Source organism: Caecibacter sp. AF58-12pH5A, assembly GCF_027681725.1.
Classification (GTDB): domain Bacteria; phylum Bacillota; class Negativicutes; order Veillonellales; family Megasphaeraceae; genus Megasphaera; species Megasphaera hominis.
In genome coordinates, this window is record NZ_JAQDBC010000004.1 from 91031 (window position 1) to 111737 (window position 20707).

16 protein-coding genes are annotated in these 20707 nt (G+C 48.6%); 3 read left to right on the forward strand and 13 right to left on the reverse strand.

All coding sequences use genetic code 11. The features are described from left to right. Nucleotides 1–12: 12 nt before the first annotated feature. From PGX44_RS03415 to nifJ, 6 genes are all read right to left on the reverse strand, one after another. Nucleotides 13–1596, reverse strand: coding sequence for a histidine kinase (locus PGX44_RS03415; RefSeq protein WP_498854264.1), 1584 nt, complete (start codon nt 1594–1596; stop codon nt 13–15). Nucleotides 1597–1785: 189 nt separating this feature from the next. After that, nucleotides 1786–2928 (reverse strand): acyl-CoA dehydrogenase, encoded by a 1143-nt coding sequence (locus tag PGX44_RS03420; protein WP_186501988.1) that lies wholly within the window; start codon nt 2926–2928, stop codon nt 1786–1788. A gap of 56 nt (nt 2929–2984) precedes the next feature. Continuing rightward, complete coding sequence (locus PGX44_RS03425; protein ID WP_289001396.1) at nt 2985–3428, reverse strand: MaoC family dehydratase; 444 nt, start codon at nt 3426–3428, stop codon at nt 2985–2987. A gap of 35 nt (nt 3429–3463) precedes the next feature. Beyond that, nucleotides 3464–5131 carry a dihydroxy-acid dehydratase gene (gene ilvD / locus PGX44_RS03430; RefSeq protein WP_498854265.1) on the reverse strand — a complete coding sequence of 556 codons (1668 nt, stop codon included), beginning with the start codon at nt 5129–5131 and terminating at the stop codon, nt 3464–3466. Nucleotides 5132–5411: 280 nt separating this feature from the next. Then, complete coding sequence (locus PGX44_RS03435) at nt 5412–6827, reverse strand: FAD-binding oxidoreductase (protein ID WP_186501985.1); 1416 nt, start codon at nt 6825–6827, stop codon at nt 5412–5414. Between the two features lie 149 nt (nt 6828–6976). Further along, on the reverse strand, nt 6977–10495 hold the full coding sequence (gene nifJ, locus PGX44_RS03440) for a pyruvate:ferredoxin (flavodoxin) oxidoreductase (protein WP_498854266.1): 3519 nt from the start codon (nt 10493–10495) through the stop codon (nt 6977–6979). A gap of 445 nt (nt 10496–10940) precedes the next feature. Here nifJ and PGX44_RS03445 point away from each other — a divergent pair, with 445 nt between their 5' ends. After that, on the forward strand, nt 10941–11393 hold the full coding sequence (locus PGX44_RS03445; protein ID WP_498854267.1) for a hypothetical protein: 453 nt from the start codon (nt 10941–10943) through the stop codon (nt 11391–11393). Nucleotides 11394–11653: 260 nt separating this feature from the next. Further along, a complete protein-coding gene (locus tag PGX44_RS03450; protein ID WP_186501983.1) occupies nt 11654–12202 on the forward strand; it encodes an NADH peroxidase in 549 nt (182 codons plus the stop codon). Between the two features lie 122 nt (nt 12203–12324). Here PGX44_RS03450 and PGX44_RS03455 read toward each other — a convergent pair whose 3' ends face one another. From PGX44_RS03455 to trxA, 7 genes are all read right to left on the reverse strand, one after another. Then, complete coding sequence (locus tag PGX44_RS03455) at nt 12325–13137, reverse strand: alpha/beta hydrolase (RefSeq protein WP_498854268.1); 813 nt, start codon at nt 13135–13137, stop codon at nt 12325–12327. Between the two features lie 251 nt (nt 13138–13388). Beyond that, entirely contained in the window at nt 13389–14600 is a 1212-nt protein-coding gene (locus PGX44_RS03460; RefSeq protein WP_498854269.1) for a carboxynorspermidine decarboxylase, read from the reverse strand. Further along, nucleotides 14600–15859, reverse strand: a complete 1260-nt coding sequence (locus PGX44_RS03465; protein WP_498854270.1) for a saccharopine dehydrogenase family protein — start codon at nt 15857–15859, stop codon at nt 14600–14602. The genes PGX44_RS03460 and PGX44_RS03465 overlap by 1 nt, the downstream gene beginning before the upstream one ends. A 23-nt stretch (nt 15860–15882) precedes the next feature. Beyond that, nucleotides 15883–16758 carry an agmatinase gene (speB, locus tag PGX44_RS03470; protein ID WP_498854271.1) on the reverse strand — a complete coding sequence of 292 codons (876 nt, stop codon included), beginning with the start codon at nt 16756–16758 and terminating at the stop codon, nt 15883–15885. A 1-nt stretch (nt 16759) separates the two neighbouring features. Next, nucleotides 16760–17614 (reverse strand): polyamine aminopropyltransferase, encoded by an 855-nt coding sequence (gene speE / locus PGX44_RS03475; RefSeq protein WP_498854272.1) that lies wholly within the window; start codon nt 17612–17614, stop codon nt 16760–16762. 14 nt (nt 17615–17628) lie between these two features. Continuing rightward, complete coding sequence (locus tag PGX44_RS03480) at nt 17629–19089, reverse strand: aminotransferase class I/II-fold pyridoxal phosphate-dependent enzyme (RefSeq protein ID WP_222433533.1); 1461 nt, start codon at nt 19087–19089, stop codon at nt 17629–17631. A gap of 505 nt (nt 19090–19594) precedes the next feature. Beyond that, nucleotides 19595–19918 (reverse strand): thioredoxin, encoded by a 324-nt coding sequence (gene trxA, locus PGX44_RS03485; RefSeq protein ID WP_498854273.1) that lies wholly within the window; start codon nt 19916–19918, stop codon nt 19595–19597. Nucleotides 19919–20151: 233 nt separating this feature from the next. Here trxA and PGX44_RS03490 point away from each other — a divergent pair, with 233 nt between their 5' ends. After that, nucleotides 20152–20676, forward strand: a complete 525-nt coding sequence (locus PGX44_RS03490) for a GNAT family N-acetyltransferase (RefSeq protein ID WP_498854274.1) — start codon at nt 20152–20154, stop codon at nt 20674–20676. Nucleotides 20677–20707 lie beyond the last annotated feature (31 nt).

The following is a 20707-nucleotide window of genomic DNA, read 5'->3' on the forward strand; positions in this document are numbered from 1 at the left end:
ACCTCCTGCGCATTACGACTGCGTATAGGGTATTTTCAACGTAGCCAGCGTGCCCGTATCGGGTAATTTTTCCAGGCGCAGGCTAAAATTGCCGTCGAAGAACAATTTGAGCCGTAAATAAATATTTTTAAGGCCAATCCCACTGAGATGAATCTTAATGTCATCGGTCTTGGGCAAATTGTGAACCATATCGACGACGTCGTCCGATACGCCACAGCCATTATCCCGTACCTGAATGATAATGTGGTCAGCCTCTACATACCCTTTAATCTCCAGTATACCAAGATAATTAATATTCTGAAAGCCATGGAGGATGGCATTTTCAATGAGAACCAGAATGCTCATCAAAGGAATCTGTACGGGCAAGATTTCCGGCTGGATGTCAAAGGTCGCCTTAAATTTGTCAGGAAAGCGCACTTTTTGAATATATAAGTAGTCACGAATATAATTCAGTTCTTCCTGAATGGTAATTTCCGCTTTTTCTTTCCCCAGGCTGAGACGCAATAAATTGGATAAGGCATAGGTCAGAGACGCAACGTTGGTCGCTCCTTCAATATATGCCTGCTGGGCAATGGTATTGAGCGTGTTGAACAGAAAGTGCACGTTAATCTGGGATTCCAAAAATTTCAGTTGTGTCTGATTCAGCAGTTCTTCCAGCTGTACCTGTGTTTCCCGTTCCCGCGTCAGATCCCGTTTATACGTATTGAGTTCTTCGTCCTTCTGGTTTGTCGTAATCAAATCGACGAAGGTATTGGTCAATAAGGAAAGATTTTTGGCAATCGCAATGAGGTGATTGGGCGAAATCAGAGGCAGGGCATCGTAATCGGCTTCACTGTTTTTATCCATATGCTGCAGAACCGCTTCATCAGGCAAGTCAGAGATGCGGCCAAAGCCACACAACAAATAGCCCAGGGTAGCATGATTGACCGTTACAGGCAGCTGGTTGACAGTGACGCCGAAACAGCACTGAAAGGTTCCCTCTTCAACAGCCAGCTTTTGCTGCTCGTAGTCAAACAGAAGGCAATTGCCCAGTTTTTTCTTGCGGCAGCGCTTGCATAAAGCCGGCAAATCCTCCTGATTTCCGTAAAGGCTGCCATCCTGATCCAGCAGGAAGCATTTCATGTGCACCAAGTCGGCAAAATTTACGATGACCTTGTCGAGATTAAATTTCTTGGCCATAGAGGAAAACTTCATCTGATCGAGATAATCGCTTTCGACGAGAGTCTTATTGACATCGGGATAAATGACGCTGATAAAGTGAGCCGGTGTAGCTTCCGGGTTGATGATCCGGTGGGTACAATCGTTGTCGACGTGACCGATTTTCCCTTTCGTCAGGACAATCTTCCGTTCGCCGCACCAATGGTAACACGTGCCGGAAATGCCGATTAGAATTTCGTGAAAGCCAAAATGATTATGCGTTACCTGTACCTTGTTAGGGTACAAAATAACCAGGGAAACGATCGGCTGGTTTTCCTTTTCATCCGGATCCAATTGCAGCCAGTACTGTTCGCCCCATTCCCTGACTACGTCGCGAATGATATCTACACCATAGTAATTTTTAATACGTTCCTTCATAGAGGCTGTCTGTTTTCCCATATTTTTTCACCTTATGCGCACCAGCCTTGCCGGCCGGCCCTGTTTTCTCTCTGTAAGTTAACGGCTTATAAAAATGCACAGAGAGTCAGGCCACCTGAAACCAGGCAGCCTGACTCTTATGTACGTCAATCAAAGAAACTCAGTAATATAGTTTTAGTTTATACATCGCAAGGTATTCCCTGTGCTGTATTAGAATTTGCCCAAAATAGCGCGGGAAATAACGAGGCGCTGAATCTGGTTCGTACCTTCGTAAATCTGTGTAATCTTGGCATCACGCAAGTACCGTTCTACCGGATATTCGCGCGTATAGCCATAGCCACCGAGAACCTGTACGGCATCGAGGGCTACCTTAACAGCCGTATCGGAAGCCAGTGTCTTTGCCATAGCTGCTTCTTTTGCAAAAGGCAGGCCGGCATCTTTTAATTCAGCGGCATGACGTACGAGCTGGCGGGATGCTTCGATCTGGATAGCCATGTCGGCGAGCATGAAGCTGATAACCTGCTGTTTAGCAATCGGTTTGCCGAACTGAATGCGGACTTTGGAATATTCCAAAGCAGCTTCGTAGGCAGCCTGGGCAATACCTACAGCCTGGGAACCGATACCAATGCGGGCGCCGTCGAGAACGGCCATAGCGCTGGAGAAGCCTTTGCCTTCTACGCCTAAGAGGTTTTCTTTCGGAATACGGCAGTCCTGGAACACGAGTTCCCGTGTAGCCGAAGCGCGGATACCCAATTTGTGTTCTTTTTTGCCGAACGTAAAGCCCGGTGTGCCTTTTTCTACGATGAAGGCAGAAATGCCACGCGTGCCTTTGCTCTTATCCGTGCTGGCCAATACGGTGTATACGTCTGCTTCGCCACCGTTACTGATAAAGCATTTGCTGCCGTTTAATACGTATTCATCACCATCGAGGACAGCTGTCGTCTGTACACCGGCAGCATCGGAGCCGGCATTCGGTTCCGTCAGGGCGAAGGCGCCTACTTTTTTACCTGTAGCAAGATCAGGAACATATTTCTTCTTCTGTTCTTCCGAACCATTCATCAGGATTGGCATAATACCTGTCGACGTGTGAATAGCCATGATGGCACCTGTTGCGGCATCGGCTTTAGCAATTTCTTCAATAGCTGCTACATAGGTTACCGTATCTGTTTCTGCGCCACCCAGGGATTCGGGTACAGGCATACCCATGAGACCTAATTCTGCCATCTTATGGATATTATCCCAAGGGAATTCTTCCGTTTCATCGTAATGGGCAGCGTTAGGAGCAATTTCCTGTTTGGCAAAATCAGCGACAACTTTGATTAAGCTTGCTTGTTCTTCATTCAAAAATGACATATTGCTAGTACCTCCACATGTGTAAGTTAAGAAATTAACAGAGAAGAAAAAGGTGCTTATTTTTTCTTCATTACCATAACAGTAGCTTGGCCGTCGATGACGACTTCGCCACGTTGGTTCTTAATGACAGTGCTCAGGACAATACGCTGTTTGGCATCGATCTTTTCGATAACTTCTGCCGTAGCAGTAATCGTATCACCGATTTTAACGGGTTTTACGAATTTTACGTTCTGAGATAAGTATAACCCATTTCTGCCCGGAATGCCACAGCCTACGAGCGTAGAAATAAAGGAAGCTGTCAGCATGCCGTGGCAAATGCGTTCGCCAAACATACTGTTTTTAGCGTATTCCGGATTGACATGCAGTGGATTGAAGTCCCCGATGATCCCGGCAAAATTTACGACATCAGCTTCGCTGATCATTTTGGTAATGCTGGCAGTTTCCCCTAATTCGATATCGTCATAGGCTCTTTCTGCAACAAAATCTCTGTGTTGAACCATCGGGTTAACACACTCCTTTACTGTAATAGTATGTCTTAGTCTTCAAAAACAGCGCCTTCCATGGCGGAAGAAACGAGTTTCGAATACCGCGACAAGTAGCTTCCCTTCTGAATGTAATTCTGTTCCGGACGTTTCCAGGCAGCTTTACGGCGGGCCAGTTCTTCTTGCGGAACCAGCAATTCTACACGCTGTTCGTTCAGGTCGATTTCAATCTGGTCGCCTTCCTGTACCAGGGCGATAGGACCGCCTTCAGCAGCTTCCGGAGAAACGTGGCCGACGCAGGCGCCGGATGTAGCGCCGGAGAAACGGCCGTCTGTTACGAGGCCAACTTCTTTAGAAAGGCCCATGCCGACAATAGCAGCTGTAGCCGTGAGCATTTCGCGCATGCCCGGGCCGCCTTTCGGTCCTTCATAACGGACGACAACGATATCGCCAGGGTTGATTTCGCCACCATAAATGGCTTTTACAGCAGCTTCTTCCTGGTCAAATACACGGGCCGGGCCCTGATGATGGAGCATTTCCGGTGCAACGGCAGCTTTTTTACATACAGCACCGCCCGGAGCCAGCGTACCATAGAGAATTTCCAAGCCGCCTGTCTGGGAGTAGGCGTTTTCCGGTGTTTTGATGATTTCGTCGTTGATGACTTTGCCATCGGCTACATTTGCTTCTACTTTTTCTCCCGTAACAGTCAGGCAGTCGCCATGGATGAGGCCCAAATCAAACAGTTCCTTCATGACCGCTTTGACGCCGCCGGCATAATGGAAGTCAGCCGGATAGCAGCCATTCGTAGCCGGTTTAATCTTAACGAGGTGCGGTACCTTTTTGGCAATATCCGTGAAGACATTGACGTCAAAATCGATATCTGCTGCATGAGCCAGAGCCGTTAAGTGCAATACCGTATTGGTCGAACCGCCAATAGCCATGTCGACGGCAATAGCGTTTTCAATAGCTTCTTTTGTAATAATCTGACGGGGCAGGATGTTATCCCGTACGAGGTCCATGATCTTCATGCCGGTTCTCTTAGCCAAAGCCAGTCTCTGGCCGGTAGCAGCCAGCATATCCGAACCGGGCAGGCAAAGGCCCAGGGCTTCGGTCATATAGTTCATCGTGTTGCCTGTGCCGAGCAGGTTACAAGCACCGCAGCCAGGCAGGGCCACTTGTTCACGGCGGGACAATTCATCGCGTGTAATAATACCGCGGACTACGTCGCCCTGATCAGCCATGAGGTCCGTATAGTTGATCTTGCGGCCATCGATGCAGCCTGTAGCCATGGTACCGCCGCTGATGAGGATAGCCGGAATATTCAGGCGTACAGCTGCCAGGAGCATCCCCGGTGTAATCTTGTCACAGTTCGTAATCAATACCATGGCATCATACTGATGGGCATTAACCATACATTCGATAGAATCGGCAATCAATTCGCGGCTGGCCAGCGGATAGTGCATACCATAATGGCCTTGGGCAATACCATCGCAGATGGCAATAGTCGGGAATTCTACAGGTGTACCACCGTTAGCAATAATGCCTTCTTTTACGGCTTTGGCAATGCTGTCCAAATGAACGTGGCCAGGCATGGCTTCGTTCTGTGTATTTACGACGGCAACGATCGGTTTTTCCAGATCTTCCGGCAAAAAGCCCATGGAATAATATAACGCGCGGTGTGTTGCTCTTTCAATGCCCTTAGTAGTAATTTCGCTTCTCATAAAACGTATGCTCCTTTTTAAATAAATTGTATAATCGCATTGCCTTAGCACGAACGGGAGCGCACGATATTTTACATATACGTACGTCCTTTCACTTAACGAGACATTCTCTATACGTATTCATGCATGGCAACTTTAGTCAGAACTATGAGTATCTCTCACAAATGGCCTTACATTTCCGAATAGTTACATCTATAGAATACCATATTGGCCAAATTTTTTATCTTAAAATTTTGACCTTTCATTTAATATTTTTGTCATCCCCAGGTCCCTGCCGGTCTTATTCCGGCAGGGTAAAAATTTTACCGGGATTCAAAATATCTTCCGGGTCGAAGACCTTCTTAATTTCCCGCATGTATTCCAGCTGCACAGGATTGGTAAAGGTTTCCATTTCTTTAATCTTCTTGCAGCCAATGCCGTGTTCCCCTGATAACCGGCCGCCTAGCTGATAGACGAGGCCATAGAGGTCCTGATGGAAGGCATCGAGTTTTTCGTTCCACACGTCATCCGGTGTATCACATTGCATGGCATGTACGTGAATGTTGCCATCGCCTATATGGGCCGCCGTAATCGTCCGGATACCGTACTTGCCTTCAAGCTCAGGCAGCTTTTTGATGAGCGTGCTGATTTTATCAATGGGCACGACGATATCTTCTGCATAAAAGACGAGGCTTTCAATACGCGTCGCTTCAGCGATGTCGCGTCGGGCCCGCCAAATCCGGTCTTGGTCGGCCATCAGCAGATCGACTGCGTGTATACTTTCACATAAGCTGACAATTTTTTCCATCTTCTGGTCTGTTTCTTCTTCCGTCAGGCCATCGATGGTAATGATGACATAGGTGACATTTTCTTCCTCTGCATGAGGCAGGTCGATTTTAAGGTTCTTTTTGCACAAGCGGATACAATTTGTATCCATCAATTCCAAGGAAATAGGATTAATCCCTTCCTTTAAAATCAGGTTAGGCAGCTGCAGTGCGTCATCGATGTCGTGGAACACAGCCAGCAGGTCTGCCGTATTCTTAGGCAAAGGCTGCAATTTCAGCGTCGCTTCGGTGACAACGACCAAGGTCCCCTCTGAACCGATAATCAGCTGTTCCAGGGCATAGCCTGTACTCTGCTTTTTAAGGCGGGCACCGACATCGAGGATTTCGCCACGCGCCGTAACGCAGCGCAGGGAATACACCTGATTGCGTGTTGTACCAAAGCGGACAGCCTTGTTGCCACCGGCATTGGTCGAAATATTGCCGCCAATTTCACAGCCTGCGTCGACACTGCACGGATCCCCGGCATAGAGCAAGCCATGTTCTTTCGCTGCATTCTGGATTTCAATCGTCGGCGTCCCGGCTTGTACGCGGACAAACATATTGACCGGATCCAATTCCAGGATTTTATTCATGCGGTCAAATACGAGGACAATACCGCCGCACACCGGAATGGCGCCACCAGCCAGTCCTGTACCGCCACTGCGGGGTGTAACAGGAATGCGCAAACGGGTTGCCAGTTTCATAATGGCTGCTACTTGTTCCGTCGTTTCAGGATAGACAACGGCTTCCGGCATATGATGATACAACGTATTTTCTTCCTGATCCGTTTTATAGCCTGCCAGTTTATCCGGATCGTTTGAAGCGTAGTGAGAACCTACAATTTGCTTCAATTCTTCCATAATTTCAGGTGTTACAGATTGATACGGTCGCATTTATCATGACACCTTCTTTTTATATGCTAATTTAAGTTATACGAAAAAGTCATTATACACGCCTAAAAAAACAGATCTTGTTCCTGCCGGAACCTGGCCCCGGCAGGAACAACTATCTGTCTATTCTATGGTTAACATAGAAACGAGTTTTATTTATCTAAAGATAAGTCAAAGGCTTTTTGCGTTCTTACATAGCTTTCATAACGGTCACGCGCATCCTTTTCCGTTTTCTGATACAGTGCTTCAGCCTGATCAGGATCTACCTTCTGGAGAGAAGCAAAACGTACTTCGCCCATGAGGAAGTCACGGAAGTTAGCCTTCGGTTCTTTCGAATCCAGGCTGAACGGATTCTTGCCCTGATCCTTCAGATCCGGGTTGTAGCGGTACAGCTGCCAGTAACCGGCATCGACGGCACGTTTCTGTTCCAGCTGGCTGCTGCCCTGACCGGCTTTAAGACCGTGGTTAATGCACGGTGCATAGCCGATGATGATGGACGGGCCATCATAGGCTTCTGCTTCGGCAATAGCCTTCATGAACTGATTCGGGTCGGCACCCATAGCTACCTGAGCTACATAAATGTAGCCATAGCTCATGCACATCATGCCCAAATCCTTCTTCTTCGTCCGTTTACCCATAGTAGCGAATTTACCAACAGCAGCCGTCGGCGTAGCTTTGGAAGGCTGACCGCCTGTATTGGAATATACTTCTGTATCGAAGATGAAGACGTTGACATTTTCATCCTGTGCCAATACGTGATCCAGGCCGCCGAAGCCGATATCATAAGCCCAGCCGTCACCACCAAAGATCCACGTGCTGCGTTTGATCAAATACTGTTTCATGCTATATACGCGTTCTAATTCGTATTTGCCGGCTTTTTCTTTTTCCAGTGCAGCAATGACAGCATCCGAACGTTCCCGTGTGCCGTCGGCTACTTCCATGTTGTCTTCCCAGTCCTGCAGGAGTGCTGCCAGTTCCGGCGAAGCAACGGCTTTGGCATCATCGACGTAGCCTTTCAGGAGTTCCCGGTTGCTGCGGTCGCCAATGAAGAAGCCTAAGCCATATTCGGCATTATCTTCGAAGAGGGAGTTACCCCAAGCCGGGCCATGTCCCTGCTGGTTCATCCTGTAGCCGTTTGTCGGCGCACTGCCGCCCCAAACGTTAGAGCAGCCGTGAGCATTGGCAATAATCATGCGGTCTCCGAAGAGCTGCGTAATAACCTTGGCATACGGTGTTTCTGCACAGCCTGCGCAAGCACCTGTAAATTCAAGGTACGGCATTTCAAACTGCGAGCCTTTCACCGTCGTTTTGTCGAGGAAGTTTGGTTTCTGCGGCAAATCAACGAGGTAATCCCAAAGAGCAGCTTTATCCTGTTCTTTATCATAATCGGTCATTTCCAGTGCCTGAGCCGGGCAGACCTTGATGCACGAGGTGCAGCCCAGACAGTCATTTACGGAAATAGCAATAGTAAAGTTGTATTTGTCAGTGCCAATGGCTTTCTTCTTAGACAAACCTGCCGGAGCCTGTGCAGCTTCTTCATCGGTTGTCAGGAACGGACGGATTGCAGCATGGGGGCAAACGAAGGAGCATTTATTGCACTGTACGCATTTATCTACATCCCAAGTCGGTACGAATACGGAAGCACCGCGTTTTTCTTCTTTTGCTGTATCCAAGGGGTATGTGCCATCTTCCCAGCCATCATAGATGGATACAGGGAATGTATCGCCCTGGAGGGCTTCCATGGGGGCAGCGAATTTCTTGAAGAATTCCGTATGTTTCATCGTGTCCGTTGTCTGATCTTCTGCTGTAGCCCAGCTTTCCGGATACGAAACAGGAACAATGGACTGTACACCGGCGTCGATAGCGGCCCAGTTCATATCGATAACACGCTGGCCTTTATTGCCATACGACGTGACGACAGAATCCTTTAATTTGCTGATTGCCAGATCCAAGGGGATGACGTTAGCCAGCTTGAAGAAGGCCGACTGCATGACCATGTTGATACGGCCGCCGAGACCGATCTTCTGCGCAATGGCAACAGCATCGACAATGTAGAATTTGACATGATTCTTGGCAATGCTGCGTTTCAGGGAAGCCGGCAGTTTTTCTTCCAGTTCAGCCGGAGACCACGTGCAGTTCAAGAGGAATGTGCCGCCTTCTTTGATGCCCTGGAGCAAATCGAAATTATGTACATAAGACTGACGATGGCAGGCAATAAAGTCGGCCTGATGAATCAGATAAGGCATGCGGATCGGTTCTTTACCAAAACGCAGATGCGATACGGTTACACCGCCGGATTTCTTGGAGTCATAGGCAAAATATCCCTGTGCATAAAGGTCCGTATTGTCACCGATAATTTTGATAGCCGATTTATTGGCACCGACAGTACCGTCAGAGCCAAAGCCCCAGAACTTGCAAGCATGGAGTTCTTCCTGGCCCAGGTTGATATCGCTGGTTCTCGGCAAAGAAAGGTTGGTTACGTCGTCGACAATGCCGAGGACGAAATGATTTTTCGGTTCGCTCTGTTCGAGGTTATCGAAGCAGGCAACGACATCAGCCGGCAAATATTCTTTACCGCCCAAGCCAAAGCGGCCGGCATAAATCTGCGGTGCATCCTGTGCCGTAGCATACGTAGCGGCTACACTCAGGTAAACCGGATCGCCATTAGCGCCCGGTTCTTTCGAGCGGTCCAGAACGGCAATGCGTTTTACCGTCTTAGGCAAAGCTGCCAGGAAGTGTCTTTCCGACCACGGACGGAAGAGGTGAATATTGAGACAGCCTACTTTACGGCCCTGGGCAACGAGACGGCGGACAGTTTCTTCTGTGACTTCGGCACCACTACCCATGATGACGATAACGTTTTCTGCATCCGGTGCACCTGTATAATTGAAGAGATGATATTCACGACCTGTAATTTCCTGAACTTTCTTCATGTAGTCTTCGACCATATCAGGAATAGCATCATAGAATTTATTACGCGATTCTAAATGCTGCATGTAAATATCGCCTGTTTCACAAGCACCACGCCATACAGGATGATCCGGGTTCAAGGCGCGCTGACGGAATTCAAGCAATGCGTCCTGATCGATAAACTGTTCCAAATCCTTATAATCGATGACTTCGATTTTTTGAATTTCATGGGACGTACGGAACCCATCGAAGAAGTTCATGAACGGCACACGGCTGGAAATGGCGGCAGCGTGAGCAATGGCAGACAAGTCCATGACTTCCTGTACACTCGATTCGGCAAGCATAGCCACACCGGTGCTACGGGTCGTCATGACATCATTGTGTTCAGCAAAAATGGTCAGGGCATGGGAAGCAACCGTACGAGAAGCTACATGGAATACACCTGGCAATAATTCGCCGGCAATTTTGAACATGCTCGGAATCATGAGCATGAGGCCCTGGGAGGATGTAAAGGTATTAGCTAAAGCACCACACTGCAGTGCACCATGCATAGCGGCTACAGCACCGCCTTCAGACTGCATTTCCTGAAGTTTTACAGTATGACCAAATAAATTCTTCTTACCCTGGGCAGCCCATTCATCTACGTGTTCGGCCATCGGCGATGAAGGCGTAATAGGGAATACAGAAGCTACTTCCGTAAACGCATAGGCAATATATGCTGCTGCCGTGTTCCCATCCATCGTTTTAAACTTTCTTTCCATTGTTTTGAACACCTCTCCTAAACTTAACGACTACGTATCAAGTGAAAAAAGACACTTGTCATATATGAATCTACCATCTTGTAACTATTACGCTTTAAGGATACTACAAAATGGCTCTCCTTGATTTGAAATTTTTTTACCTCTGTCTTAGTATTTTTACCCATTTTTGACATTCAAATAAATCATAGGTCATACAAGGCATACAAAAAAAGCAAAAACATGTTTCTATAGCGTCTTGCTCTGTTCCCTCACTTCCGTCGATTACATTTATGTAATTAGGATATATTCAATAACCTTATAAGTAAAATGACTTTTTCACAGTAACTTTTTAAATTATATAAATGATTCTCAACAAATACGCTGATGCCGTAGAATTGCAATGCGAAATAGCCTATGCTATAATGAAGATAAGTATTTGACAAATAATCTGTACAAAGAGGTGTTAATGATGGACGAATTCGATAATATTGCCCAGTACCCTATTTATTTTGCTCCTGGCTGTCAGCTGCTGCAATTGCAGCCTGGTATGGTTTCTGACGTGTATGATTACCTGCGTCACCTGTTTGGTAATAACATTCATCTGTACACGCGCTGCTGTGGTCTTGACGATGCAAACCAGCACAATGAAGAAGCCGTATTCATTACGTTATGCGATGCCTGTTTCCGGATTTACGGCTTAACCTATGCCAATCTCCATATGAGAGATTTCTGGGAAGTCTATGATGAATACAAAGATATTTATCCCTTAGGCGATAAGGAACAGGAATTGCGTGCAGCCTTGAAATCCACGCTCTGCGATAACGTCTTCCCGCAGGCTAAATTAAAGGACTGGCTCGACGAATGGAAGAGCTGGAGCACGAGCAACAAAGATTTTAAAGACGAAGCAGCTTTTAAGTAATGCCAAAGACTGGAACGCACAGGTTCCAGTCTTTTTTTGTCTCTTTTTCCGCGTTATTTGTCTCTTACGCCCCTATTATTGAGGGTAACCCATGGCATCATAATATATTTTTTTTTAACATATAACAATATTTACAAAAAAAGCCTTGCAATAAGTAATAGACCCTGCTATAATATAGTTGTAACAAATAAGAGTTATTTGTTAGTAACAATCAATAGTTAATTTCAAAATGTCTTTAATTACTGTGGGAGGTAATTACTATGAAAAAATTTGTATGTGGCGTTTGCGGTTTTGTATTTGAAGGCAATGAAGCTCCGGAAAAATGTCCGCAGTGTGGCGCTCCGAAAGAAAAATTCTCGGAACTCGTTGAAGGCGAAAAAGTATATGCTGATGAACATCGCGTAGGCATCGCTAAAGGCGTTGATGAAAGAATCCTCGAAGGTCTCCGTCAGAACTTCACAGGCGAATGCTCCGAAGTTGGTATGTACCTCGCCATGAGCCGTGTTGCTGACCGCCAGGGCTATCCGGAAGTTGCCGAAGCTTACAAACGCATCGCTTACGAAGAATCCGAACATGCTGCTAAATTTGCTGAACTGCTCGGTGAAGTCGTAACTGACGACACGAAGAAGAACCTCGAAATGCGTGCTGCTGCTGAACAGGGCGCTTGCGCAGGCAAGAAAGAAATCGCAACCCTTGCTAAACAGCTGAACCTCGATGCTATCCATGATACAGTTCATGAAATGTGCAAAGACGAAGCACGTCATGGCCGCATCTTTGATGGTCTCCTGGCACGTTATTTCGCTAAATAATCTCCTCCTCTTTCTCCCGCTTCCCGTGAAGCGGGAGATTTTTCTTTTCTGTTTTCAAAAACCGCGAGTCCATACTGAAAATCTGTTTCAGTATGGACTCGCGGTTTTATTTTGTTTTTTTCTCATTTAATGACTAATTGCTGTTTATACCCCTTGATCCGCTGCTTCAATGGCAGCCAATCCAGGACTTTCTTAATATTACGATCCCAAAACTCCCATACGTGATCGCCATCTTCTTCCCAGAATTCTATGTCTGTCAGTTGCCGGGCTTTTTCGTAAAAGGCAACGTTACAGGAATATAAGAAATCCTGGCGGCCAACGGCACAAAGCATTTTCGGCAGCTCAAGGCCCTTTTCCTTTGCCGCTTTTATTTCTACGAGGAGATCCTCTTTACCGCCACGGGGATCTCTATTATCAAAGGTTATCCACTTTTCTGCATCAGAATAGAAATCGGCTGAATCATAAAAAATGCCTACGTCGACGACGCCGGACAGGCTGGCTGCTGCTGCATACTGTTCCGGACAAAGGGCCGCAGCGTGCAAGGCTCCATAGCCTCCCATGGAAAGGCCGGCAATGAACGTGTCCTCCCGCTTCTGAGAAATACGGAACATGTTGTTCATGATTTCCGGAAGTTCTTTTGTAATATAATCAAAATAACGATAGCCATGCGGCTGATTAATATAATGCCCCCGTCCTGTCGTAGGCATAACGACGACCAGGCCCATATCCATGACATACTGCTCAATATTGGTAAAACGAATCCAGCTCGTCTGATCCCGCATGATCCCGTGCAGCAAGTACAAGACCTGGAAAGGTGGTTTGATGACACTGCGCAGTGGCTCAGGCGTGCGCGCACAATTCTGAGGATAAATCACTTCTACGCCCGTATCAATTTTTAAAGCATCGGAATAAAATTCAACGTGAAGAGATGGCATAGGAATCGCTCCTTTCGCTGCAAAGGCAGCCACACGGGAATCCCTTACAACGGTAGAACAGACGATATCCCGAAAGGGCCGTGATCGCATACGTACAAATGATGCATATATAAAAGTATACACTACATACTTCCATTATAATTGCAAACTGTTGCCCGTCAATATATGAACAGGAAAAAGGCTCCCTTTTACAGGAGCCTTTTTCCTAACCTTTCAGCCTCAGTCTGCGTGAAGCCTCATGCTTTTATTCTTTATTTTCCTAAGCGATAAAGAAAATCTTCGTAACCAAACGTATGGAGACATTCCAGCTGTCCCGTTTCGTGCAGTACGTAAATAGCCGGCAAGGGCATACCATTGAAGGTATTATTCTTGCAGGTTGTATAGATTGCCATATCGCCAAAGAGGAGAAAATCCCCCGGCTGAAGAGGCTGGGCAAAGCTATAATCGCCAATAACATCACCAGCCAGACAGGTCGGTCCGCCTAAGCGATAGGTGTAGGAATGCTCCCCTGCTTCACCAGAACCATACAGGGGTGGCCGGTACGGCATTTCAATGACATCCGGCATATGGCAGGCAGCGCTCGTATCAACCATAGCCACGTGCGTCGTGCCGTTAACCAGTACATCGAGCACTTCTGTTGCCAAATAGCCGGCATTGAGAGCCCATGCTTCGCCCGGTTCCAGATAGACCTCGACATGCCACTTTTTCTGAGCCATCGTGATGCAGGTTTCCAGTTCGGCCACATCGTACCCGGGGCGCGTCACGTGATGACCACCACCCATATTGAGCCACTTCAGCTGCGGCAGGATGAAGCCAAACTTTTCTTCTACAGCCTTCAGTGTCGTCGCCAGGGCAGACGAATCCTGTTCACAGAGGGTATGGAAATGAAGGCCATCCAAGAGAGCAATCAGGTCTGCTGTCATATGCGCATCCCATTGGGCCCGCGTCGTACCGAGCCGGCTGCCTGGCGCGCACGGGTCATAGAGGGACGTCCCCTCTTGTGTTGAGCATTCGGGGTTGATCCGCAGGCCCAGGCTGCGGCCGGCGGCTTTAGCCACCGGGCCGAATTTAGCCAGCTGGGAAGGCGAATTAAAGACGATATGATCAGCATAGCGGATAACGTCAGGAAATTGATCTTCCTTATAGGCCCCACAATAGACGTGGACTTCTTTCCCCGGCATCTTTTCGGCACCCAGACGAGCTTCATAAAGACCGCTGGCCTCCGTACCACTTACGTAGTCTGCCAAAAGAGGATATAAATCGTAGTTGGAAAAGGCTTTCTGGGCCAAGAGGAAATGACAGCCCGTCCGCTTGGCAATGGCTGCCATCATTTCTCCATTGTGACGCAGCATGGCTTCATCAAGAATGTAGCACGGCGTCGGCAGCTGGCCAAAGAGTTCTTTTGGTGTTTTCCCGTGCAAGCCTGCAAAAGCAGGCGGCACGGTATATAAAGACGCCGTCATTACGGCACCAAAACGGGATGATGCGTTTCCGAACGGGGCAGGCCGTGCTGATCGAGCGCATCCAGGAACGGATCGGGATCCAGTTCGTCTACGGTATAGACACCGGGTTTATTCCATTTACCGGTCAGCATCATGAGGGCCCCGCACATAGCCGGTACGCCTGTCGTATAGCTGACACCCTGGCTGCCCACTTCACGATAGCATTCTTCGTGATCACAAATGTTATAGATATAATAGGTCTTTTCCTGTCCATCCTGCTTGCCCGTAAAGATGCAGCCAATATTCGTCTTGCCTTTTGTCCGGGGACCGAGGCTGGCCGGGTCCGGCAAGAGCGCCTTGAGGAACTTGATGGGCACAATCTGATGGCCTTCAAATTCGATAGGGCTCGTCGAAAGCATGCCGACATCTTCGAGGCAACGCATATGATCGAGATAGCTCTGGCCAAAGGTCATGAAGAAACGGATCCGTTTTGCTTCCGGAATGGTCTGAGCCAGGCTTTCAATTTCTTCGTGATGCAAGAGATACATATCCTTGTCGCCGACCTGGTCGAAATTGTATTCCCGTTTGATGCTCATAGCCGGGATTTCTACCCAATGGCCGTCTTCCCAATAGCTGCCCGGTGCAGATACTTCGCGCAGGTTGACTTCAGGATTGAAATTCGTCGCAAAGGCATAGCCGTGGTCGCCGCCGTTGCAGTCGAGGATATCAATCGTATCAATCGTATCGAATTCATGCTTTTTGGCATAGGCACAATAGGCCTGGGTAACACCCGGGTCAAAGCCGCAGCCTAAGAGGGCCATGAGGCCGGCCTTTTCGAATTTTTCACGATAGGCCCACTGCCAGCTGTAATCGAAATAGGCCGAGAAACCTTCTTCTTTGCAGCGTTTTTCATAGATAGCACGCCATTTCGGGTCGTCCGTGTTTTCCGGTTCGTAGTTGGCCGTATCCATATAGTTGACGCCACAAGCCAGGCAGGCATCCATGATGGTCAGATCCTGATACGGCAAGGCGACGTTCATTACCAGGTCGGGCTGGTACGATTTGATGAGGTCAATCAGCTGCTGTACATCGTCAGCATCAACCTGGGCCGTCGTAATTTTAGTCTGTGTCTTACCTGTAAGCTTGGCTGCCAGGTCGTCGCATTTGGATTTCGTCCGGCTGGCGATGCACAATTCCGTAAAGACCTCGCTCACCTGACAACATTTCTGAATGGCTACGGAAGCAACACCGCCACAGCCAATAACAAGTACTTTGCTCATAATTTCGTCTCCTTTCCCCCTTCTTATGCAGAGGGGCAGCATTTCTTTTCTAAAGCTAACAGCATTTCCCGTACGACCTTGCAGGCCGTTGCCGTCGATACACCACTGGCATCCAGCATGGGCGCCAGCTCATTGACATCGGCGCCAATGACACGGGTTGTGCAGACAGCGCGCAACGCGCGCAGTAATTCCATAAACGTGACTCCCCCTGCTTCGGGCGTACCGGTGCCGGGAAATGCAGACGGGTCCAGACAATCGAGATCGATTGTAAAGTATACCGGTACCTGGCTCTGCCGCAGGTCTTTGACCAGTGACTCTACGCAGGCAAAGCTAAAGGGATGCATATCCGTATGCTCCTTGGCAAAGAGAAATTCCTCCCGTTCACCGCTGCGGATGGCAAATTGATGAATACGGCCATCGCCGACGAGATCATGGCAGCGCCGCATGACGCAGGCGTGACTGAGCTTAGCCCCGAGGTAATCGTCCCGCAGGTCTGCATGAGCATCAAACTGGATGATGTGCAGATCCGGGTATATTTCCAAGGCCGCCCGGACAGCGCCGAGGGTTACCAGGTGCTCGCCGCCCAAGAGAAAGGGCAGCTTGCCGTCGCCTAAAATGATGGCTGCCCGCGCCTGAATATCGGCCAGGGCTGCCTCAGAGCTGCCGAAACAAAGCTCCAGGTCACCACTGTCAAAGACGGCACAATCCGTCAGATCTGCATGCTGGTACAAGCTGAACGTTTCCAGGCCAAAGCTTTCATGGCGGATAGCCGGCGGGCCAAAGCGGGCGCCGGGGCGGAAGCTGGTTGTCGAATCAAAGGGGGCCCCGTAAAGCACGATGCGGGCTTTTTCGTAGGGTACGTCGCAGGCAATAAAGGTTTCTACATTGGGTGACAGCATCCTACTTTTCCACCTCCTGCAGCATTTCTTCCAGGAATGCCGGCAGCCAGAAAGAGCCTACGTGCAGACGCGTCGTGTAATAGCGCGTATGCAGGTGCAGGGCAGACCAGGCTTCGGCATCGAGATCATTTACAGGGTGATATTTTTTGCTGGCAAAGCCAAAGAGCCAATACCCGGCGGCATACGTCGGAATATGCGCCTGATAGACCTTGCTGATTGGGAAAGTCTGGGCAATGCGCTGGTGGCTTCGCTGCATAGCCTGGGCATCTTCCGAATAGAAAGGGCTGCCCTGCTGATTGACCATAATGCCATCATCCTTGAGAGCGTGAAAACAGCTGCCATAAAACTCCCGTGTAAAAAGGCCTTCTGACGGGCCAAAGGGATCCATGGAATCGACGATAATCAAGTCATATTCCGCTTCACAGCTGCGAATAAATTTCAAGGCATTTTCAAAATGGATGTGTACGCGGCTGTCATCGAGACGGCACGCATTGCCGGGCAGGTAATTACGGCAGGCCTGGACAACTTCCGGATCCATTTCGACGAGGTCGATCCGTTCGACCCGGTCGTAACGCGTCAGTTCCCGTACGACGCCGCCATCGCCGGCACCAATAACCAGGATGACCTTGCAGTCCTGATGGACAGCCATGGGCACATGGGTTATCATTTCATCATAAATGAATTCGTCCCGTTCCGTCAGCATGACGTTACCGTCCAGCGTCAGAACGCGGCCGAATTCCGGTGTTTCGAAAATGTCGATACGCTGGTATTCGCTCTGCTTAGAATACAAATGACGGTTTACACGGATGCTATGCTTAACATCTGGTGTATGAAATTCACTAAACCAAAATTCCATCAAATCCCCCTCTTTCAGGCCAATACATTAATGCGCTGCAAATCCGGGTCTTCTGAGCCGGTCATGCTGCAGCCTTTTTCTTTGGCATACTGAATATGTTCCAGTATGTCTTTCGTAATTTTTTCTCCCGGTGCCAAAATAGGAATACCCGGCGGGTAACACATAACAAATTCGCTGCAGACACGGCCTTCGCTTTCTTCCAGGGGCAAACTGATTTTATCGGCATAAAACGCTTCCTGCGGGCTCATGACGACGACCGGTTCTACGTATTCCTGGGTCAGCATGCCGGCAGGGCTCTTCTGATAGTGCCGGCGAATTTCTGCCAGGGCACTGACCAGGCGTTCCAATTCCTGCATGCGGTCGCCCATGGAAAGGTAGGCCAGGATATTGCCGATATCGCCGAATTCGATTTGAATATCGTATTCATCCCGCAAAATGTCATAGACTTCAATACCGGCCAGGCCGATATCCAGCGTATGAATACTGAGCTTTGTAATATCGAAATCAAAGACCGAATCGCCATTCATGAGTTCCCGGCCAAAGGCGTAATAGCCGCCGATCGCATTGATTTCCTGCCGCGCATAAGCCGCCATATCGACGACTTTATGGAAAATTTCCGGGCCGTGCAAAGCCAGGTGGCGACGGCTGATATCGAGGCTGGACATGAGCAGGTAACTCCCGGAAGTAGTCTGCATAAGGTTAATAATCTGCCGTACATAACCGGCATGAATATTAGGACCGATGAGAAGGAAGCTCGACTGGGTCAGACTGCCGCCGCTTTTATGCATCGATACAGAGGCCATATCGGCACCGGCAGCCATAGCCGATACAGGCAGACCGTTGCCAAAATAAAAATGGGTACCGTGGGCTTCATCGACGAGGCAGCGCATGCCGGCAGCATGCGCCATGTTGACAATAGCCCGCAGGTCACTACAAATACCATAATATGTCGGATTATTTACCAGAACGGCTACGGCCTTGGGATGCTTGGCAATGGCCTTAGCCACTTCTTCGCGCTGCATGCCCAGGGAAATACCTAAGCGGGCGTCGATAGCCGGATTAACATATACCGGAATGGCACCGCACAGGACGAGTGCATTGATGACACTTTTATGTACATTGCGTGGCAAAATGATTTCATCGCCCCGCTTACAGACGGTGAGGATCATGCTCTGTACAGAGCTTGTCGTACCGCCAACCATGAGAAACGCGTGGGCTGCATGAAAGGCTTCTGCAGCCAAATCTTCGGCTTCCTTGATGACCGATACAGGATGACACAGGTTATCCAGCGGTTTCATACTGTTGACGTCGACGCCGACACACTTTTCGCCCAAAAAGGCCGTCAGTTCCGGATTGCCCCGGCCCCGCTTATGTCCTGGTACGTCAAAGGGAACGACGCGCATTTCCCTAAATTTCTGGAGCGCCTCATAAATCGGCGCCCGACTCTGATCCAAATGATGTTTACGTGTTTCCAAAATTTCCATACACCCCCAGATTGCCTATAAAAAAAGCGCAAGCTGTGCCTGGCACAACTTGCGCTCCTATTCGGGCAATGAACTGTCTTTCGTCATACGGCCTAAAGGCACGCACAAAAACAGACCACAACGGGACGGATGATCAGAGTCTATATAGCAATTCTACTTTTACTACTCGTATTGACCGTTTCACAAGTTAGCGCACAGGCGCATTTCGGTTATGAAGTAACCAACTTTTGAAAGCTGAGCGCATGTCACTCAATCAATAAGGCAGCACCTAAAAGGCTGCCAATCGGCAGTGGACCCGGCTGTCCGTATGGCCTTGACTTTTCCCATGGAAAGTGGTCCCGTACAATTGCTTTGAAAAGACCCTTGCCGTTATCTTTTCAAAATCAGACATCATTTTATCATGACTTAAAGGTATTGTCAATTTTCACCTTACCGAGGGAGTGCTTTATAGTGCTGATGAACAGGCAACAGTGCTCCCCTCCGGCAACAGTATACCTTATACGTGTGCCAGCACAGCCTGCTTCAGTGTTTCTAATGGCATCGCTCCGATCTTGCGGTCGACGACACGGCCGTCTTTAAAAATCAGAAACGTCGGCAAGACTTCGACTTCATACTGCTGCGCCAATTCCGGTTCCGCATCACTGTCCACCTTACCAAAAAAAACCTGATCTCCTAACTGGGACGAAAGCGCTGCATACACAGGAGCCATCTGGGTGCAATAGCCGCACCAGGTAGCCCAAAAATCGACGACAGCCACACCTTTATGGGATATGACACTGGCAGTAAAATCAGATGTTGTTAATTCTTTTACGTTGCTCATAGGACATGCTCCTTTATCTTTTTAATTATAGCATTAAATATTCCTGTCGTCATGGCCTTAAATAGCAGCAGAGAGGCTAATGAAACGAATGGGAATATCTTATTTCTGTTTTTATTGTATCACGCTGTTCTATTTTGTCAAATTTAATTTATTAAAATCTTTTTTTGTATCTTGCCTAACCTGCCTGCCCGCGCGTATACTTAACCTATACTAAGAAAGAGGGGGCGATCAACATGATTCGCATAGCTACCAAGGCTGATATTCCACACGTTGCCGCAACGTACTGCGAGCTATTAACGTACGAGCAGGAGCACGGCACCCATTCCAATTGGGTTCTCGACGTGTACCCAACGGAAGAAACAGCAGAAACAGCGTTTCAAAAGAACTACCTTTACGTCTTGGAAGAGGAAGGTACTGTCTGTGGCAGTGTCATTCTGAACCAGCTGCAACCGGAAGAGTATACTGCCGGTACCTGGCATTATGAAGCAACACCTGAGCAGGTACTCGTCATTCATACTCTCTGTATTCCCCCCAGTCAGGCTGGCAAGGGCTACGGCCGCAGGCTGGTACAGTATGCCATTACGGTGGCACAGGAACGAAAGCTGCCGGTCATCCGGCTCGACACGTGGGCAGGAAATAAACCGGCAGCCACATTGTATCAGAAAATGGGCTTTCTCCCTGCCGGCGGGGCTCACGTTCTGCTGCAAGGACTAATCCCTGAAGAGCAAATATTTTTTGACCGCGCCATCACCTGGTGAACCAGGCAGTCTCTTAGACAAATACCCCGGA

What these genes read in the sequence shown, in the direction of transcription:
- speE (WP_498854272.1), bottom strand. Translation starts at nt 17,614, where the DNA reads ATGGAATTTTGGTTTAGTGAATTTCATACACCAGATGTTAAGCATAGC.
- ilvD (WP_498854265.1), bottom strand. Translation starts at nt 5,131, where the DNA reads ATGAGAAGCGAAATTACTACTAAGGGCATTGAAAGAGCAACACACCGC.
- PGX44_RS03465 (WP_498854270.1), bottom strand. Translation starts at nt 15,859, where the DNA reads ATGAGCAAAGTACTTGTTATTGGCTGTGGCGGTGTTGCTTCCGTAGCC.
- PGX44_RS03460 (WP_498854269.1), bottom strand. Translation starts at nt 14,600, where the DNA reads ATGACGGCGTCTTTATATACCGTGCCGCCTGCTTTTGCAGGCTTGCAC.
- PGX44_RS03415 (WP_498854264.1), bottom strand. Translation starts at nt 1,596, where the DNA reads ATGGGAAAACAGACAGCCTCTATGAAGGAACGTATTAAAAATTACTAT.
- PGX44_RS03455 (WP_498854268.1), bottom strand. Translation starts at nt 13,137, where the DNA reads ATGCCATCTCTTCACGTTGAATTTTATTCCGATGCTTTAAAAATTGAT.
- PGX44_RS03425 (WP_289001396.1), bottom strand. Translation starts at nt 3,428, where the DNA reads ATGGTTCAACACAGAGATTTTGTTGCAGAAAGAGCCTATGACGATATC.
- PGX44_RS03435 (WP_186501985.1), bottom strand. Translation starts at nt 6,827, where the DNA reads ATGCGACCGTATCAATCTGTAACACCTGAAATTATGGAAGAATTGAAG.
- PGX44_RS03420 (WP_186501988.1), bottom strand. Translation starts at nt 2,928, where the DNA reads ATGTCATTTTTGAATGAAGAACAAGCAAGCTTAATCAAAGTTGTCGCT.
- speB (WP_498854271.1), bottom strand. Translation starts at nt 16,758, where the DNA reads ATGCTGTCACCCAATGTAGAAACCTTTATTGCCTGCGACGTACCCTAC.
- PGX44_RS03445 (WP_498854267.1), top strand. Translation starts at nt 10,941, where the DNA reads ATGATGGACGAATTCGATAATATTGCCCAGTACCCTATTTATTTTGCT.
- PGX44_RS03450 (WP_186501983.1), top strand. Translation starts at nt 11,654, where the DNA reads ATGAAAAAATTTGTATGTGGCGTTTGCGGTTTTGTATTTGAAGGCAAT.
- nifJ (WP_498854266.1), bottom strand. Translation starts at nt 10,495, where the DNA reads ATGGAAAGAAAGTTTAAAACGATGGATGGGAACACGGCAGCAGCATAT.
- PGX44_RS03490 (WP_498854274.1), top strand. Translation starts at nt 20,152, where the DNA reads ATGATTCGCATAGCTACCAAGGCTGATATTCCACACGTTGCCGCAACG.
- trxA (WP_498854273.1), bottom strand. Translation starts at nt 19,918, where the DNA reads ATGAGCAACGTAAAAGAATTAACAACATCTGATTTTACTGCCAGTGTC.